Origin of the sequence: Streptomyces deccanensis, from assembly GCF_022385335.1 — a bacterium.
GTDB classification, from domain to species: Bacteria; Actinomycetota; Actinomycetes; order Streptomycetales; family Streptomycetaceae; genus Streptomyces; species Streptomyces deccanensis.
Map to the genome: position 1 here is coordinate 698721 of NZ_CP092431.1, position 17305 is coordinate 716025.

The window sequence follows — 17305 nt, forward strand, 5'->3', positions numbered from 1 at the left end:
GTGGCACTCACCGACGAGGCGATGGACAAGATCAAGGCGATGATCGTGGCCGGGGAGCTGGCGCCCGGCTCCCGCCTCCCCAAGGAGGAGATCCTCGCCGCCCAGCTCGGCCTGTCCCGCAGTTCGCTGCGGGAGGCGGTACGGGCGCTGACCGCGATGCGGATCCTGGTCACCCGGCAGGGCGACGGTACGTACGTGTCGAGTCTGGAGCCGCATCTGCTGCTGGAGTCGCTCTCCTTCGCCTCGGACGTCTCCCAGGGGCAGACGGCCCTGCAACTGCTCCAGGTACGGCGGCTGCTCGAACCCCAGGCGACCGGGGCGGCCGCCGCCCTGCTCACCGCCGACGACCTCGACGAGCTGGGCCTGATCCTTCAGCGGTCGCGGTCGGCCGCCACGGTCGAGGAGTTCGTCGGCCACGACATCGCGTTCCATCTGCGGATCGTCGAGGCGGTGGGCAACCCGGTGCTGTCGATGCTGCTGCGGGTGCTCTCCACCCGCACCCAGCGGGCCCGGATCGTCCGGGGCTCCCGCACCGAGCGGGCCGTGGAGCACGCCCACCGCGAGCACGAGGAGATCCTCCGCGCCCTGCGGTCCCGTGACGCCGCCCTGGCGGTGTCGGCGGCGACGGTCCATGTCGCCGCCGTGGAGCAGTGGATGGCGAACGGGCTGGACGAGGAGGATCCCCTCGGCACGGCCGAGGACTGAGCGTCGCCCTACAGGTCGGTGGCGTCCGCCAGTTCGCCGAGGTCCACGAACTTGAAGCCGGTCGCCGTGCGCGTGACGCCCTCGCCGTCCGGGACCTCGGGCGTCTCGTGGCCGTCCTGGACGACGAGCAGACCGCGCGGATAGCGGCGCCCCAGCGGGGCGTTGAGGACGGCCGCGCCGTCGCACTCCTCGACGCCGTCGAGGGTGTCCGACGCCGCCCCGACACGGAAGCCGCCCTCGTACTCGTTGCCCTCGCTCACCTCGCGGTCGTACAGGGCGAAGGTGTCGTCGCCCTGACTGGAGGCGAGCAAGTAGCCGTCCCCGTCCCGCTCCTGATAGATCGTCAGTCCCTCGACGTCGGCCGAGAGCCGCTTCCCGCCGTAGCCGGGGTCGGCGCCCGGCACGCACTCCTCGGTCTCCTCGTCGTAGGTGCCGGGGACGCCGTACTCCCTCGTCCTGTCGATCAGGACCGGCTTTCCGGTGAGGTCGGCGCGCAGGCGCCAGATGCCGATGTCCTCCTGACCGGCGTAGAGGGTGCCGGTGGCGGGGTCGACGACCATGCCCTCGACCTGCGGCAGTTCACCGGGTTCGCCGCAGGGGCTCCAGCGGGTGCCGTCGGGCAGCCGGAAGGTGGCGGGCAGGTCGAGGGTGCGGATCTTGCGGTAGCCGACCGTGCCGCCCGCCGCCGGGAGGAGTTCGAGGAGGGCGAGCCGGGTGCGTTCGCGCCGGCTGACCAGGGCGTAGGACCGGCCGGTGGACCGGTCCGTCCAGGTGGCGAGGCCGTACGCGGTGCGCTGGTCGTTGATCTCGGTCTGGTCGGCGGAGAACACGGGGGCGGCGGCCGGGTCCGTGATGTCGGTCAGCGGGCCGTTCGGGCGGGCGGGGTCGATCCGGTAGATCCGCAGCCGGTCGTTGCCCCGGTCGCTGACCACGACCACATCGGCCCGGCCCGCGGAGGTGCGCAGCCCGGTGACGAGGTCGACGTTGTTGTAGCGGCCCGGCGCGTCGTCCTGCGCCGGCGGCTTCGGCGCCGCCAGGGACTGCACGAGGCGGGCGTCCAGGTCGTAGACGCGCAGGCCGCCCTCCTTCGCGGTGGCGACGACGAGGCTGCGGTCCGGGTCGGCGGGGTTCCGCCAGATCGCCGGGTCGTCGGCGTCGGCGTTGCCGCCGGGCTCGTCGTCGTACAGCGCGGCCGACTCGCTCGTCGCGGTCACCGTCGGGAGGGCGGCCGTGCCCGCTCCGGCGGGCGAGGCCGCGAGGAACGTGGTCAGGGCGGTTCCCGAGGCGAGAAGGGCGACTCTTCGAGCAGTGCGGGGCGTTCTCACAGGCGTTCGCTTCCTTACCGTCGTGACTGCCGTCGTGGGTGGGAGGCCATGTCGATGGTCCCGCCATCTCGATGGGTCGGGCCATCTCGGTGGATCGGCCATGTCGATGGTCGGGCCGTGTCGATGGTGCGGAGAGAAGCTTGCGCGCAGACGGACGTGAGCTGTCCATGCCATCGCGGTGAAACACCCCCGGTTCGGCCGAAGTTCGCCCTGCCGTCGCCCGATCCCTGTCACTTCACGAGGCGCGCCGGGAGCGTACTGACGTGGAGGAGATGCTCCAGCGGTCCACGGCGGAAGCAGCGCGTCCAGGCGGTGGCGAGCAGCAGGGCGGCCAGGATGTGGGCGAGGAGGTCCACGAGGGCCGGGCCGGCCTCCTCCTCCATGCCGAACTCCCGGACGGCGAGGATGTGCAGGACGTACGCCGTCAGGGCCGTCATGCCGACGGCGCACACCGGCGTCGCGAAGCGCGCGCAGCGCGGCAGCCGGTCCACGGCCGTCAGACACAGCACCACCACGAGCAGCGCGACCCCGGTGTTGCCGAGGATGGAGAAGGTCGTCTGGCTGTGCGGCGCGCCCACCAGGAGCCAGGCCGCCGGGGTGTCGTCGTGGAGGTAGCCGACGGTGTCGGACCACCAGGCGGACGCGGCGGCGTCGCCGTCCGTCGCGGCGGCCACGGTCGCCCGCGCGTGCGGTACGAGGCGCAGCGCCAGCCAGGAGCCGCCGTAGCCGAGCAGGGCCGACGCGCCGCCGGCGCACGCCAGTCGGACGCGGACGGCGCTCCGGGTGAGGTCGAGTTTGGCGACGGCCATGCCGGCCAGCATGAACGACATCCAGGTGAGCACCGGGTACTCGCCCGTGAACAGCAGCTCCATGAGGCCGTCCGTGTCGCTGATCCGGGCCAGCGGATCCGCCGCGATGATCGTGTCCGCCCAGTCTCCCTCCTCGATCGACAGCCGTAGGACGTGGAGGAGTTGGGGCATGACGAGCGCGCAGGCGGCCGCGAGGAGCGCGAGCGTACGGGCGCGCAGGCGGTGGAAGGGGAGGACGGCGAGGAAGATCAGCCCGTAGAAGGCGAGGATCACGTCGATGTCGGTGTCGAGCGCGGTCAGGGCGAACCCCAGGGCGATCAGGACGAGGGAACGGATGACCATCCGGGCGACCGCCTGCCGTCCGGCGCGCCCGGTGCGCGGGTGCGGGCGGCCGGTGATCAGGACGAGGGTGAATCCGGCGAGCAGCGCGAACAGCGCGGAGGAGCGGCCTCGCGCCAGTTCCATCATGAAGCCCAGCGGCCCGCCGTCCGCCGGGTCCGGTCCCACGTGCGCGGCGTACATGCCGAAGACCGCGAGCCCACGGGCCAGATCGATACCGACCAGCCGCCCGGTGGACGACCGCTCGGAGACACCGGTGGAGGCGAGCACGGCACCGGGGGCGGAGGCGGCACCGAGGGTGGGGGCGGGGAGGCGTGCGGTGACCGGCTTGGACGACAGGTCCGATGACGTGTCAGGTGTCATGGCCTTCAGCGTCGGGGGCGCGAGGGGCGCGTTCCCATCCGGCGGGTGGCTGGAGCTTCCCCGCCGACCAGCAGGGGTCACCCCCGCCAGGTGACCGGAAATGGGGAGGAATGGGAACCCGGCGGCGACTTCGGACGTCGTAGCGGTTCCAGCAGCAGTCCAGTGGTGGTCCGACGACGAGCGGGGCACAGGTGATCCGGGTACTGGTGGTCGACGACGAAGCCCTGATCCGTACGGGCTTCGAGCACATCCTCAACTCCGCGGACGACATCGACGTGGTCGCGGCGGTCCCCGGCGGCCGGGCCGTCCACGCCGTACGGGAGCTGCGCCCCGAGGTCGTCCTGCTGGACATCCGTATGCCGGACGTGGACGGGCTGACGGTCCTCGCCGAACTCAGGAGACTCCCCCGCCCTCCCGTGGTGGCCATGCTCACCACCTTCGACATGGACGAGTACGTGGCGGCCGCCCTCCGCTCGGGAGCCGCGGGCTTCCTGCTCAAGGACACCGACCCGGAGCAACTGCCGTATCTCGTACGGACGTTGGCGGGCGGCGGGGTCGTCCTGTCGTCCCGGGTGACCCGGACCGTGGTCGACGGGTACCTGGACAACGGGCCCCGGGAGGCCGCCGTCCGGCTCGTGGACCGGCTGACCGAACGGGAGCGCGACGTCCTGGTCCTCATCACGGAGGGGCTGTCCAACACCGACATCGGTGACCGGATGCACCTGAGCACGGGCACGGTCAAGGACCATGTGAGCGCGCTCCTCACCAAGTTGGAGGTGGGCAGCCGGGTGCAGGCGGCGCTGCTGGCCGAGCGTGCGGGTCTGCTCAGGCGGCCGCGCTCCGTCGGCGGCGGACGGGAGGCCCGGTGAGGGCCGCCGCCCCCTCCCGCGCCCTTGACGCGTGGCTGACGGACGCCGTGCTGGTCGCCGCCTCCCTGGTGGACGTGTGGATCCACGACGTGGGCCCCCACCACCCCCACGAGTTGGCCGTCGCCCTCCTCGCGTCGGTCGCGCTCCTCATGCGCCGCGCGCTGCCGCTGCCGACCTTTCTGCTCACCCTGCCGACCGCCCTGTTCACGGACGCGGTGTTCGCCACGCTGGTGGCGCTCTACACCCTCGCCTCGCGGACCCACCACCGGGTGCCGCTGGCCGTGTGCGCGCTGGGGTTCACGGTCTGCGACCTGACCTGGTGGTCGTGGCCGTCACCGGAGTTCACCGACCTCGACGACCGTCAGGCCCTGATCCCGCTCTCCTACAGCGTGGCGCAGGCGGCCGCGCCCGTGTTCCTCGGGCAGCTCGTCCAGGCCCGTCGGGAGCTGTCGCTGCGTCTCGTCGAGGTCTCCGAGGCACGCGAGCACGAACGGCTGCTGATCGCGCAGAGCGTTCTGGCCACGGAACGCGCCCAGCTGGCCCGGGAGATGCACGACGCCGTCTCCCACCAGGTCAGTCTGATCGCCGTGCGCGCCGGTGCCCTCCAGGTCGGCAGCCGGGACCCGGAGGCGAAGGAGGCCGCGGCGACGATACGACGCCTGAGCGTGCAGACCCTGGACGAGCTGCGGCACATGGTCGGCGTACTGCGGGCCTCCGGCAGCCGCCCCACCGAACTGACCCCGCAGCCCTCCCTCGCCGACCTCGACCGGCTGGTGGCCGGCAGCGGCATCGAGACCGACCTGCGGACGGAACTGCCGGCCGACCTGCCGCCGCCCCTCCAGCGCGCCGTCTACCGGACCGTCCAGGAAGCCCTCACCAACATCCGCAAGCACGCTCCCGGTGCCACGGCCCGCATCCGGGTCCAGCAGCGCGGCGGCACCCTCCGCGCGACCGTCACCAACACCGCGCCCGACCGGCCGGCCCTGTCCCTCCCGGGCGCCCACCACGGCCTGATCGGTCTGCGCCAGCGGGCCGAACTCCTCGGCGGGACGGTCACGTCCGGACATCTGCGGGACGGGGGTTACGAACTGCGTCTGGAGCTGCCGGCCGACGGCACGCCCTGAGCCCTCGGGCTGCTCCGCCCCCTCCCGCACCCGCGCGCCTTCGACCGCCACGTACGCTCTCCCGGCTGCCGGGGGCATCGGTGATCACGGAATTCCGGCGTCGAGGGATAGCCACGCACGTGCCACCGCGTCGTGATGACTGCCAAGAAGGGGAGGGTTGATGAAGGCGTCGAGTCACGACGAGTTCCGGGAGTTCGTAGCGATGCGCTCCACCGCGCTGCTGCGGCTCGCGGTGCTGCTCACCGGCGGGGACCGGCACGCCGCGGAGGATCTGCTGCAGATCGCCCTGATGAAAGCCTACGGACGCTGGTCGCAGATCGAGCAGCCCGAGGCGTATGTGCGTCAGGTCCTGTACCGACAGCAGGTCAACCGCTGGCGGCTGCGCCGGCACCGCGCCGAGACGACGGTGCCCGTCCTGCCCGAGCCCGCCGGGGAGCCGGGCGCCGAGCCGGACACCGAGCTGCGGATCGCGTTGTGGGCGGCGCTCGGCCGGCTGAGCAAGCGGCAGCGGACCGTGGTCGTCCTGCGCTACTTCGAGGACCTGCCGGAGGCGGAGGTCGCGGCGTTGCTGGGGTGCCCGGTCGGCACGGTGCGCAGTACGGCGTACCGCTCGCTCGCCAAACTCCGGGCGCTGGTGCCGGAACTCGCACCCGGGGGCCACGAGGGCCAAGAGGACCCCGGGGGTTCCGACGGGCAGGTGCGACCGCTCACTTACACGACCAAGGGGGTACGGGGATGACGCCGGAGCGGGTGGAGGAGAAGGTCCGGGAGACACTGCACGCGGTCGCTCTGGACCGGGTGCGGGCTCCGGGTGACCTGGCCGAGCAGGTGGTACGGCGGCGCGCTCGGCGCCGTCTCGCGCAGGCCACGGGGGCGGCGGTGGCCGTCGCCGCGATCACCGTGGGCGCGGTGTTCGGGCTCGGGGGCGGCGCCCCGGTCGACCCGGACCGGCCGGTGCGCCCGGCGGTGGCCCCGCAGGGCTGGAAACCGTGGCAGCGGGACGACCCGGACGCGGTCGACCGGGGGTGCCTGGTGGACGGGGCGGCGTTGTACTGCGCCGGGTCCGAGTACGACGTGGCGAAGTTCGACGCCCGTACCGGTGAGCGGCTGTGGACCGTCGAGGTCAACCGTGAGGGCGACGGGCCCGATCACCCGTTCGCCGTGCGCGACGGCGTGGTCTACGCCTTCCGCAACCACACCGCGCAGAAGCAGCCGAACGGGGACTACGTCGGCGGGACCGATCTGATGGCCGTGGGCGCCGACACCGGTGAGCTGCTGTGGAAGGTGGAGATGCCGCAGGACGACCGCTCCGACCAGGCCGCCATGCTCATCGACGGCGCGGTGCTCGCCAACACCCCGACGCTGCGCACGATGTCGGCGCTGGACCCGCTGACCGGCGAGGAGAAGTGGCGCCACACCTGGGACAAGGGCATCGCCTGCGGGCGGACGGTACTGGGCGGTGTGCCGTACCTCGTGTGCGTGAAGGACATCGACGAGCCCGGCGAGACCGAGGTGTTCCGCCTGGATCCCGCCACCGGACAGGCCCGGAAGGTCGCGACCGTCCCCGGCGCGCAGCTGCCCGCCGGGATCTCCGGGGACCGGATGGTCCTGTTCGCGCCGAAGGACAGGGCCGGCGGGAAGATGCCGGTGACCCTGCTGAGCGGTTCCGGTGAGCGGACCTCGCTGTCGTACCCGATCGAGGGGGAGCTCGCCGCACTGGATGTCGCCGGTGACCGCCTGATCTCCGTGTCCTGGAAGGGGGAGGCGTCCGCCTACTCGCTGACCACGGGCGACGTCCTGTGGACGGCCCCGGTCGGCGTCGAGATGCCCGACAGGAACACGATGCCCTCCTTCACGCCCCCGCTGGTGTCGGAGCGGCAGCACGTCGTGTACTTCCTCGGTCCGTACGGGGATCTGTCCGGCCTCGACCTGCGCACCGGTCACGAGGTCTGGCGCGACCACGTCGACGACGGCAAGGAGGCTCCGAGGCCGCCCTATCAGCCGTCACCCCAACTCCTGAGCTACCAGGACGTGTTGATCGTCCAGGACGGCGGCAGGATCACGTCTCTGCTGCCGCGGCTCGGCGACTGACGCGAAGGCGCCCCGGAACCGCGGTCGGCCCGGGGCGCCCCGTCGTCCGCTACGCGACGCCGAGGTGCTGCGCCCGGACCCCGCTCCGACCCGTCAAGCGGAACGTTTCATCCATGCGGTCCGCCCGGTCCGTTCGATCCGCCCGGTCAGCCCGGTCCGTTCGATCCGCACGTTCCGTCCGGTCCGTTCGCAGCGCCAGGATTCCCGCGCGCAACGCGGTCACGACCAGATGCGTACGGTTCTTCGCGCACAACTTCTCCCGGATGCTGCGCATATGGGAAGCCACCGTGCGGGGCGAGATCGAGAGCTGACGGGACATGTCCGCGTCCGACATGCCGTGGGCCGCCAGAAGAAGGATCTCCATTTCCCGGGCGCTGAGCCGGCCGGAGCTGTCCACTGTCATGGGTGCCTGCCTTGTTCAAAGTGGGGGTCGGGGACCCGCGTGTCGTCCGTGTGCTGCGCTGTGACTCTTCCGTGACACCCGGGCACCGGCCATCGACCGTTCGACCGATACCCGGCAGTAGTCATCGGCCGATCGGCCCGGACCCCCGCTCGGGGGCGCCGCTTTCGCCGGGTAAGGGCCAACCGCCCGATTCGGCGGGGGTGTTCGTCCGGCCGGCTTCCCCGGACCGCCGGTCCGGCCGGAAGATCCATGGCATGCTCGGCCGCGTGAGCAACACCCCCACACGTGTGATGATCGCCGACGATCAGGATCTGATCCGGGCCGGTTTCCGTCTCATCCTCGACGCCCAGGAGGGCATCGAGGTGATCGGCGAGGCCGCCGACGGGCTCGCGTGCGTGGAGGCCGCGCGCGCGTTGCGGCCGGACGTGTGCCTGGTGGACGTCCGGATGCCGAAGCTGGACGGACTGGAGGTGACCCGGCTGCTGGCCGGACCGGGCGCCACGCACCCGACCCAGGTCGTGGTGGTCACCAGCTTCGACCAGGACGACTACCTCAACATCGCGCTGCGCAACGGAGCGTGCGGCTTCCTCCTGAAGGACGCGGCGCCCGCGCTGCTGATCGAGGCGGTGCGGGCTGCGGCACGCGGCGACGCGCTGGTCTCGCCCGCGGTGACGGTCCGGCTGCTGAAGCAGTTGGAGGAGCGGACCGCGGGCGCCGTCGACGGCGCCGGGGTACCCGAATCCTCGCTCAGCGCACGCGAGTTGGAGGTGGCCCGGCTGGTCGCGGTGGGCCGGACCAACCAGGAGATCAGCGACGAGCTGTGTCTGTCGCTGTCCACCGTGAAGACGCATCTGGGCCACATCCACCACAAGCTCGGCGTACGCAACCGCGTCGAGGTGGCCGCGTGGGCGTGGGCCAACGGGACGGTACGGACCGGGCGCTGACGGGGATTTCGTGAACACCCTGTAATCGATCTATGACGCTGCCCACAGATCGATCCACCCCCTGCCGGGGACGCATGTGCATGCCTAGCCTCCGGTTGTATGACTTCGTCACTCGCGGCACTGTCGGAACGGGCGACCCAGCCGCACCACGGCCGTCCCCGGTTACCCGCACGGCGGCTGGACCACCGCGCCCTGTACCCGGCGCTGGGTGTGCTGTGGCTGCTCGACGTGGGCATCATCGTGTCGCAACAACGGGGCCCCCTCGACTGGTTGCCGCTGGTGACGGGCCCCGTCGCCCTGGCCCTGGTGCTCGTGCCCGAGGCGTGGCTGAGCATCACCTGGCGTACGGGGATCTGCGCGGCCCTGTCGACGACGGTGACCCTGGGCACCTCCCTGATGGGCTGGGCCATGCCCGAGTGGGGGCTGCTGGAGACCGCGTGCATGCTGGTCCTGCTCGCCCGCACCTGCCGCAACGTGGCCCGGCCCCGGGTCGCCCTCGCGCTGGCCGCCGCGATGGGGGCCAGCGTCATCGACGAACCCCTGCGCACCGGGGGCACGGGAATCACCCTCACCTACCCGTTCCTGCTGACGTTCGCGGTCGGCGGCGCCGTCGGCGCGGGGTGCTACCTGCGCACCCTGGACGCCCGGCGTCGTCGCGCCATCGCCTCCGTACGGCTCGCCGAGCGGATCCAACTCGCCCGGGAACTGCACGACTTCGTCGCCCACCATGTGACGGGCATCATCGCCCAGGCGCACGCCGCCGGCGTGATCCACGAGAGCGCCCCGCACCAGGTCGGCCCGATCCTGAGCAACATCGCCGAGGCCGGGCAGCGGACCATGGACTCCATGCGCCGCCTGATCCGGGTGCTGCGCGAGGACGGCGAGCAGGTCTCCCTGGAGCGCCCCGAGGAGCCTTACGCCGAACTCACCAAACTGGTCTCGGAGTTCAGCGACCAGGGCGACGGTTCGACCGCGCAGCTGGAGATCACCGGAGCCGCCCGCAGGAGCGGTCTGCTGCCCGAGGTGGGGTCGGCCGTCCATCGCGTGGTGCAGGAGGCGCTGACCAACGTACGGCGGCACGCACCGGGCACCCAGGCCCTGGTGCGCGTCCACCGCACCCGCGACGACCTGCTGCGGGTCGACGTGTACAACGAGGGGCCCCGGGGGCGGGTCTCCCGTCCCACGGGGGGTCGCGGCGGCTACGGCCTGATCGGGCTGCGCGAGCGGACGGAGGCGGTCGGCGGCTCCCTGACGGCGGGCCCGGCCGACGACGGCGGCTGGTGGCTCATCGCCCACTTCCCGGTGCTCCCGGAAAGCACGCCCGAGGAGACCGAGGACGGCGCCGGAAAGGGCCCCGCCTCGGGTCCGGTCTCCCGTCGGCCGTCCGGACGCCACGCGAAGCCGCACACGCACGCCGAGCCCGAACCGGACATGAGTTGGGACGCGAGTTAGGCGTTCCGGGGCCCGTGAATTAGGCAATTCTGCGAATCGCGCCGGGGGCGCCGATCGCTCTATCGTTGGAGAGCCAAAAGGCGCCGGGACGGCCTTCCGGACGTCCCGCAGAGTGGTGAATCGGCCGGACGGGCCCTTTCCGAGGGCCCGCTCCACCACCTTCCCGTCCGCCCTCGCGCGAGCCGGGCGGAGCGAGCCGGGCGGACCGGCGCCGATCGTCGAGCAGACGCAGGAGACGTATGACTACGGCCGTCGTGGTGGGCAGCGGTCCGAACGGCCTCGCCGCGGCCGTGTACCTCGCCCGGGAGGGCGTCGAGGTCACCGTCCTCGAAGCCGCCGACACCATCGGAGGCGGCACCCGCACCAGTGAACTGACACCGGGTCTCCTGCACGACCACTGCTCCGCAACGCACCCGATGGCCGTCGGCTCCCCGTTCCTGCGCGACCTCGACCTCGCGCGCCACGGCCTCACCTGGTGCCTGCCGGAGATCGACTGCGTGCACCCCCTGGACTCCGGCGAGGCCGGGGTCCTGCACCGGTCGGTCGAGGAGACGGCCGACGGCCTCCCCGAGGGCGACGGCCGCAGGTGGCGGCGCACCTTCGGGCCGCTCGCGGACGGCTACGACGCGCTCGCCGAGGACCTCATGCGGCCGCTCGCGCATGTGCCGCGCCATCCCCTGCGGCTCGCGGCCTTCGGACCGCGGGCCCTGCTGCCGACCGCCGCGGTGGCCCGGCGGTGGCGGTCCGAGACCGCCCGCGCCCTCTTCGCCGGGGTGGCCGCCCACGCCTTCCGCCCGTTCGACCGGCCCGCGAGCGCCGCGATCGGTCTGACCATCATCGCGGCCGGCCACCGGCACGGCTGGCCGGTGGCCGCGGGCGGCTCCCGGGCGATCGGCGACGCGCTGGCGGCCCGGCTCACGGAGTGCGGCGGCCGGATCGAGACCGGGACACGGGTCCGCTCCCGGGCCGATCTCCCCCCGGCCGACCTGGTCCTCTTCGACCTGACCCCCGGTGCGGTGGCCGACATCCTCGGCGATCTGCTGCCGGGCCGGGTGGCTCGGGCCTATCGGCGCTACCGCCACGGCCCCGGCGCCTTCAAGGTGGACTTCGCCGTCCAGGACGGTGTGCCCTGGACCAACGCGGCGGCCCGCCGGGCCGGCACCGTCCACCTCGGCGGGGCCTACGCGGAGGTCGCCGCCACCGAGCGGGACATTCACGCCGGCCGGATGCCGGACCGGCCGTTCGTCCTGGTCGGGCAGCAGTACCTGGCCGACCCCCGGCGCTCGAACGGCGACGTCCACCCGGTGTGGACGTACGCGCACGTGCCGCACGGCTACGACGGCGACGCCACGCAGGCGATCGTCGCGCAGATCGAGCGCTTCGCCCCCGGATTCCGCGAGCGGGTCACGGACATGGCCGTCCGCCCGGCGGGCGGCTTCGAGGAGTACAACCCGAACTACGTCGGCGGTGACATCGTCGCCGGGGCGAACACCGCCTTCCAGCTCGTCATGCGCCCCCGCGCGGCGTTCGACCCCTACAGCACCGGCGTGCCCGGCATGTACATCTGCTCGGCGGCCACGCCACCGGGCGCCGGCGCCCACGGCATGTGCGGCGCGAACGCCGCCGCGTCGGCCCTGCGCCACCTCGGGCGACGCGGAAAGAAATGACCGCACCATCCCCTGAAAGGCCTGGACCACCTCGGTCCAGGCCTTTTCCGCTTCCGTGCTCGTGACATTGAAGCCCCCTGCGGAAGAGAGCGCCCAACAATAGGCATTTTTATCGATGCGAAGGCGGTCGGCGAGAGCCTAATGTTTTCTCCAGAAGGGCGACGGAAGAAAAAGAACTTCCGCAGTCCCGAATGCGAGAGGATGAAAGAAATGAGCAGCATCGAGAATGCGCTGAACAGCGTGGAAATCCCCGTCGAGGGTGTCGTCTACGTCGCCGCTCGCCCGACCCTGGGCACCCCGCGGATCGCCCGCATCGGCCGCATCGCCCAGGCGGCCGAGGGTGTCGGCGCCCTCGCGGCGGCCGCCACCGCGGCGGTCGGCGTCGCCCAGGCCGCGGAGGCCAACAACCTGGCGGCGGAGGCCAACGCCCAGAACGCGGCCGCCCTCGCCGCCGTCGGCGGTACGCCGCCCGCGGCCTGACGACCAGCGGTCAACGCATAGGAACCCGCTGTCGGACCAGAGGGCTGTTCTGGTCCGGCAGCGGGTTCCGCCGTACTCAAAAAGACGCATTCGAAAGTACCAGGAAAAGAGGTTCCATGAAACTCGTCCGAAGGATCACCTCCGCGGTCCCGGACAAGGTCGCCTCAGCGGTGCTCGGCCCGATACCGGTCGGCCGGGACCGTGCGCTGGGCCTCTCGGAGCGGCTGGCCGCCGCGACGAGCCTCACCTCGTCCCTCGAATACCTCACCCAGCGCCACGAGATGGGCAAGGGGGGCATGAACGACTGGGACATCGCCAAGGACAGCATCGCGCACGCGAACCCCCTGCTGCGCCGAGTGATCGACATCGCCAGCGGACGCCGGACCACGACAGCCCTGCACGTCGCACGGGCCGCCGTCGCCTCCGCCATGCTGCTGCCGGGCCGGTCCGCCTGGCGCGGGGCGGGCAGCCTCTTCCTCGGTGCGTCCTCCGCCCTCCTCGGCCCCCGCCAGCACTACGGCAGCGACGGCGCCGACCAGGTGGCCACCCTCGTGCAGATCGCCACGGGCGGCGCCCGTCTGGTGCCCTCGCCGGCCGCCAAGGACGCCCTGCTGTGGTACGTCGCCCTCCAGTCCAACCTCTCCTACCTGGTCTCCGGCTGGGTCAAGCTGCTCGGCCCTGACTGGCGCGACGGATCCGCCCTGCCGGGGGTGATGCGCACGCACACCTACGGCCACGAGGGCATGCACACATGGATCCGGAACAACCCCCGGCCGGCCAAGCTGCTCGCCCACGGTGTGCTGGCGCTGGAGTGCCTCTTCCCGCTCGCCTATCTCAAGGGTGGCAAGCTGACCCGTCCCGTCCTCGCGAGTGCCGCCGCGTTCCATCTCGCCAACGGCTACTTCATGGGGCTCGGCAGGTTCGCCACCGCCTTCCCCGCGATGCACCCGCTGATCGCCTACACCGCGGCTCCCCGCACGCATCCCGCGGTGGCGGGCCGCGACGACCGCGCTCTGCCCGCCGCGCTCACCCTGCTCGCGGGCGCGACGGTGGCCGCGGGCGTCACCGCCGTGCACCGGCGCATGCGCGCCACCGAGGGCTGGCGGACCTCTCGCGTGCTGACGACCCGCCACGGCAACCGGCTCCAGTACGAGGAGATGGCGGCGGGGGACGCCGACCGGCCGGTCTTCGTGCTCGCCTCCGGTCTGCTGTCCACCAGCGAGCACTACGCCTGGATCAGCGAGCGCCTGTGCTACGAGAGTTCGTACGGCGTCATCACCTACGCCCGCGCCGGATACGCCGGAAGCCACCGCCGGGTGACCACCGCCTACCGTCTGACGGAGTCCGTCGACGACCTCGTCGACCTGGTCAACGGTGCCGTGGCACCGCACCGCAAGGTGATCCTCGTCGGCCACTCGATCGGCGGGGAGCTGGCCCGCCGTGCCGTCGCGCACCTCGGCGACCGGGTGCACGGTGTCGTCTACCTCGACTCCTCGCACCCCGACCAGTTCCACCGCTCCCCGCAGCAGCGGGTGACCGGTGCCGGCCTGGCCGGCAACTTCACCTCCATGAGCCGGGCCCTGCGCCTCGGCACCGGGGCCCTCCTCGCCCGCCCGTGGTGGATCAAGGAACTCCCCGCCGCCTACCAGGAGAAGGTCTTCGCCCAGTACGCCGACGCGCGGATGTGGGACGCGGCCCGCCGCGAATGGACGGCGCTGCGGGAGGACTTCGAGGCCTTCCCCGGTCGGCTCGCCCCGATCGAGGGCGTGCCCGCCTTGGTGATCTCCGCCCAGCGGACCGTCGACCGCGACCCCGAACAACTGCTGATGCACCGGGAACTCGCCGAGGCCCACCGATCGGCGCCCACCGAGACGGTGGTCGTCGAGGGCGCGGGCCACGACACCCTGCTGATCAACAGCCGCTACGCCCACCAGGTGACGGACCGTGTCCTCGCGTTCTTCCGGAGCCTCGACGAGCGTCCCCGCGCGGCCCGGCCCGGTCGTTCCGTCACCCTCGAGAAGGAGGCCTCCCGGTGAGCCTGCCACGACGTCCCGCACTGAAGAACCCGTTCACCGGCGAGGGTGCGGCCTGGCGGATCGCCGGCGCCGCCATGCTGGTCGTCACCGTCGCGGGCCAGCATCCCTTCGAACAGTTCGCCCGGTTCCGTGCGAAGGACGTGCTGTCCCTGGTGCCGAACTGGCGGTTCTTCGCCCCCAACCCCTGTATGCACGACAGTCACTTCCTGTACCGCACGGTGGACGCGGCCGGCAACGCCTCACCCTGGCACGACGCGTTCACGACCGAGACGCGCAAGCCCCAGCACATCGTCTGGTTCCCGACCCGGCGCGCGGACAAGGGGGTCTCCGACGCGTGCGCCGACATCCTCCCGACCCTGGAGTTCGGTGGCTTCGAGGCCGCGGCCCGCGTCCCGGGCTACCGGATGGTCACCGAGCACCTGCGGCTGCTCATCAGGTCCGAGGGCCTCGCGACCGACGAGGTACGGGGTTTCCAGTTCGCCCTGGCGCGGGCCACCGGCTTCGACACGCGCCACCGTCCCGAGCTGATGTTCGTCTCCCCGTTCGTTCCCCTCGACCCCGAGGCCCCGGGCACCCCGCTGACGCCGGCCCCGGCCAAGACTCCCGCAAAGGTGTGACGTGACCATGGACTTCGCTCTCCCCTTCATCCTGCTCGCGATCCTGATCTTCGCGATCGGCCTGCTCAAGGCGGGCCTGCGGCTCAGGTCCCAGGCGAAAGAGGAAGGGAGGGAACACGAGTGAGCCGGGTGCGGACGGCCGACACGCGGCCGAGGACCCGGGATGAGTGACCTGCCGGCCGGCCGGGGACGGCACACGCGCCCGCAGGATCCCCCGGTGGACCTGGAGAAGGAGGGCGAGCCCGGTGGGAGGCGGCGGGCCGGGCACCGGGCGGTTCCCCAACTGAATCTGCACCTGTTGTGGGGCGAGGGCGCCAAACCCTGGCGGGCCATGGGCCGGCACCGCCGACTGGTCCTGCTCGGGATCTTCCTCGGCCTGGTGGGAGCCGGGACCTCCCTGGCCCAGCCCGCGGTCATCGGCCAACTGGTCGGCGCCGTCGGCGAGGGGCGCTCGGTGACCGGCCCGATCCTGGTGGGCGCGGCCCTGTTCATCGCCGACGCCGTCCTGGGCGCGCTGCACTCGTACGTCATCGGGCTGGCCGGGGAGAACATCGTCTACGACATCCGCCGGACCCTGGCCTCGCGGCTGCTGCGCTCCCGGTTCAAGGCGTACAGCGGACTGCAGCAGGGCGACGTGTTCTCCCGGATGGTCAGCGACACCATGCTCGCCCGCTCCACCATGACCCACGCGATCGACAGCATCCTCAACAACACCTTCCTGGTCATCGGCGGGATCGCCCTGATGGCCTGGATCGACACCGTGCTGCTCGCCGCGACCCTGGCCTGCCTCGGTGTGACGAGCGCCGTCTCGCTCTGGCTGGCGCGCGGGGTGCGCCGGGTGTCGGTGCTCAACCAGGCCGACCTCGGCACCTTCGGCTCCGCCCTGCTGCGGGTGCTGGGGGCGATGCCGACGGTGAAGGCCTCCCGCGCGGAGGCCCGGGAGGCCGAGGGGATCGCGGCCATCGCCCGGCGCGCGCGCAAGTCGGGGATCAAGGTGACGGTCATGTCGTCGCTGCTCGACCCGACCATGAGCATCGGCACCCAGCTCGCCCTGACGGTCGTCATCGGTCTGGGCGCGGCCCGCACGGCGACCGGGGCGATGCCCACCGCCGATCTGACGGCGTTCATCCTCTATCTGTTCTACCTGGTGGCGCCGTTGCTGACGCTGTTCGAGTCGATCGCCCAGTTCCAGATCGGCAGGGCGTCGGTGGACCGGCTCGCGGAGCTGGGCAAGATCGAGGTCGAGACGGACGAAGTCGGCGCACAGCCGGCCGGACGCCCGCGCGCTGTCCGCCCCCGCAGGCGCGACTACGAGCCCGGACTGCGCTTCGACAGTGTCCGGTTCTCCTATCCGGGCAGCGACAAGGTGGTTCTCGACGGTGTCTCCTTCACCGTCCCGGCCGGCGGGCTGACCGCCATCGTCGGGCCCTCGGGCGGCGGCAAGTCCACCGTCTTCCAGCTGATCGAGCGGCTCTTCGACCCGGTGTCCGGGGCGATCCGCATCGACGGCACGGACATCGCCGACCTGCCGCTCGACCGGCTGCGGTCCATCGTCGGCTACGTCGACCAGGACCACACCCTGCTGCGCGGCACCGTCCGCGAGAACCTCACGTACAGCGCGCCGGACGCGGACGACAAGGACATCGCCGAGGCCCTGCGCATGGCCAACCTGACCGAGGTGATCGCCGCGCTCCCCCAGGGCCTCGACACCGTACTCGGCGACCGGGGGGCGGGGTTGTCGGGCGGCCAGCGTCAACGCCTGGCCATCGCCCGTACGTTGCTGCAGGCGCCCCGGTTCCTGCTGCTGGACGAGGCCACCGCCAACCTCGACACCGAATCGGAGAACGCGCTGCGCGACAGCATCGCGATGATCTCCGGTTTCTGCTCGGTCATCGCCATCGCCCACCGGCTGTCCACCGTCACCGAGGCCCAGCAGATCGTCGTGCTGGACCGTGGCCGGGTGCACGCCGTCGGCACCCACGACGAACTCCACCGCCACAGCGACCTCTACCGCCGGCTCGCCCGGCTCCAGGAACTCAGTGACGTGGCGTCCTGACACCCCGACAGGAGCAGACATCCCG

The 17305-nt window shown here is 72.1% G+C and carries 15 protein-coding genes; 12 read left to right on the plus strand and 3 right to left on the minus strand.

Annotated elements, in window-relative coordinates:
- The gene (locus L3078_RS03175; RefSeq protein ID WP_239750531.1) at positions 1–705 is read left to right on the plus strand and encodes a FadR/GntR family transcriptional regulator; all 705 of its coding nucleotides are present in this window, start codon (positions 1–3) and stop codon (positions 703–705) included.
- Between the two features lie 8 nt (positions 706–713).
- Here the strand turns inward: L3078_RS03175 and L3078_RS03180 are convergent, their stop codons facing one another.
- A complete protein-coding gene (locus tag L3078_RS03180) occupies positions 714–2030 on the minus strand; it encodes a phytase (protein ID WP_420864031.1) in 1317 nt (438 codons plus the stop codon).
- 230 nt (positions 2031–2260) lie between these two features.
- Positions 2261–3541, minus strand: a complete 1281-nt coding sequence (locus L3078_RS03185) for a DUF418 domain-containing protein (RefSeq protein WP_239750533.1) — start codon at positions 3539–3541, stop codon at positions 2261–2263.
- A gap of 191 nt (positions 3542–3732) precedes the next feature.
- Here L3078_RS03185 and L3078_RS03190 point away from each other — a divergent pair, with 191 nt between their 5' ends.
- The 4 genes from L3078_RS03190 to L3078_RS03205 all read left to right on the plus strand — a co-directional run bounded on the left by L3078_RS03190 (position 3733) and on the right by L3078_RS03205 (position 7625).
- Entirely contained in the window at positions 3733–4410 is a 678-nt protein-coding gene (locus tag L3078_RS03190; protein ID WP_239750534.1) for a response regulator, read from the plus strand.
- On the plus strand, positions 4407–5534 hold the full coding sequence (locus L3078_RS03195; protein WP_239750535.1) for a sensor histidine kinase: 1128 nt from the start codon (positions 4407–4409) through the stop codon (positions 5532–5534). The genes L3078_RS03190 and L3078_RS03195 overlap by 4 nt, the downstream gene beginning before the upstream one ends.
- 160 nt (positions 5535–5694) lie before the next feature.
- Complete coding sequence (locus tag L3078_RS03200; protein ID WP_239750536.1) at positions 5695–6273, plus strand: SigE family RNA polymerase sigma factor; 579 nt, start codon at positions 5695–5697, stop codon at positions 6271–6273.
- A complete protein-coding gene (locus L3078_RS03205; RefSeq protein ID WP_239750537.1) occupies positions 6270–7625 on the plus strand; it encodes an outer membrane protein assembly factor BamB family protein in 1356 nt (451 codons plus the stop codon). Before L3078_RS03200 ends, L3078_RS03205 begins: the two co-directional genes overlap by 4 nt.
- 49 nt (positions 7626–7674) lie before the next feature.
- On the opposite strand, the gene L3078_RS03210 is transcribed toward L3078_RS03205, so the two are convergent.
- Positions 7675–8028 (minus strand): response regulator transcription factor, encoded by a 354-nt coding sequence (locus tag L3078_RS03210; protein ID WP_239750538.1) that lies wholly within the window; start codon positions 8026–8028, stop codon positions 7675–7677.
- A gap of 254 nt (positions 8029–8282) precedes the next feature.
- On the opposite strand from L3078_RS03210, the gene L3078_RS03215 reads away from it, so the two are divergent.
- The 7 genes from L3078_RS03215 (at position 8283) to L3078_RS03245 (ending at position 17280) form a co-directional block, all read left to right on the plus strand.
- Complete coding sequence (locus L3078_RS03215; RefSeq protein ID WP_239750539.1) at positions 8283–8972, plus strand: response regulator; 690 nt, start codon at positions 8283–8285, stop codon at positions 8970–8972.
- Between the two features lie 99 nt (positions 8973–9071).
- A complete protein-coding gene (locus L3078_RS03220; RefSeq protein WP_239750542.1) occupies positions 9072–10424 on the plus strand; it encodes a sensor histidine kinase in 1353 nt (450 codons plus the stop codon).
- Positions 10425–10663: 239 nt separating this feature from the next.
- A complete protein-coding gene (locus tag L3078_RS03225) occupies positions 10664–12091 on the plus strand; it encodes a phytoene desaturase family protein (RefSeq protein WP_239750544.1) in 1428 nt (475 codons plus the stop codon).
- Positions 12092–12301: 210 nt separating this feature from the next.
- Positions 12302–12571, plus strand: coding sequence for a hypothetical protein (locus L3078_RS03230; RefSeq protein WP_239750546.1), 270 nt, complete (start codon positions 12302–12304; stop codon positions 12569–12571).
- Between the two features lie 116 nt (positions 12572–12687).
- Entirely contained in the window at positions 12688–14607 is a 1920-nt protein-coding gene (locus tag L3078_RS03235; RefSeq protein WP_239750549.1) for an alpha/beta fold hydrolase, read from the plus strand.
- The gene (locus L3078_RS03240; protein ID WP_239750550.1) at positions 14604–15224 is read left to right on the plus strand and encodes a hypothetical protein; all 621 of its coding nucleotides are present in this window, start codon (positions 14604–14606) and stop codon (positions 15222–15224) included. Before L3078_RS03235 ends, L3078_RS03240 begins: the two co-directional genes overlap by 4 nt.
- 163 nt (positions 15225–15387) lie before the next feature.
- Positions 15388–17280: an ABC transporter ATP-binding protein gene (locus L3078_RS03245; protein ID WP_239750551.1), complete on the plus strand. Its 1893-nt coding sequence runs from the start codon at positions 15388–15390 to the stop codon at positions 17278–17280.
- The last annotated feature ends 25 nt before the right edge of the window (positions 17281–17305 follow it).

Excerpts from the sequence above, each read along its gene's own strand:
- L3078_RS03185 (WP_239750533.1), bottom strand. The coding sequence starts at position 3,541 with ATGACACCTGACACGTCATCGGACCTGTCGTCCAAGCCGGTCACCGCA.
- L3078_RS03200 (WP_239750536.1), top strand. The coding sequence starts at position 5,695 with ATGAAGGCGTCGAGTCACGACGAGTTCCGGGAGTTCGTAGCGATGCGC.
- L3078_RS03205 (WP_239750537.1), top strand. The coding sequence starts at position 6,270 with ATGACGCCGGAGCGGGTGGAGGAGAAGGTCCGGGAGACACTGCACGCG.
- L3078_RS03210 (WP_239750538.1), bottom strand. The coding sequence starts at position 8,028 with ATGACAGTGGACAGCTCCGGCCGGCTCAGCGCCCGGGAAATGGAGATC.
- L3078_RS03215 (WP_239750539.1), top strand. The coding sequence starts at position 8,283 with ATGCTCGGCCGCGTGAGCAACACCCCCACACGTGTGATGATCGCCGAC.
- L3078_RS03220 (WP_239750542.1), top strand. The coding sequence starts at position 9,072 with ATGACTTCGTCACTCGCGGCACTGTCGGAACGGGCGACCCAGCCGCAC.
- L3078_RS03225 (WP_239750544.1), top strand. The coding sequence starts at position 10,664 with ATGACTACGGCCGTCGTGGTGGGCAGCGGTCCGAACGGCCTCGCCGCG.
- L3078_RS03230 (WP_239750546.1), top strand. The coding sequence starts at position 12,302 with ATGAGCAGCATCGAGAATGCGCTGAACAGCGTGGAAATCCCCGTCGAG.
- L3078_RS03235 (WP_239750549.1), top strand. The coding sequence starts at position 12,688 with ATGAAACTCGTCCGAAGGATCACCTCCGCGGTCCCGGACAAGGTCGCC.
- L3078_RS03245 (WP_239750551.1), top strand. The coding sequence starts at position 15,388 with ATGAGTGACCTGCCGGCCGGCCGGGGACGGCACACGCGCCCGCAGGAT.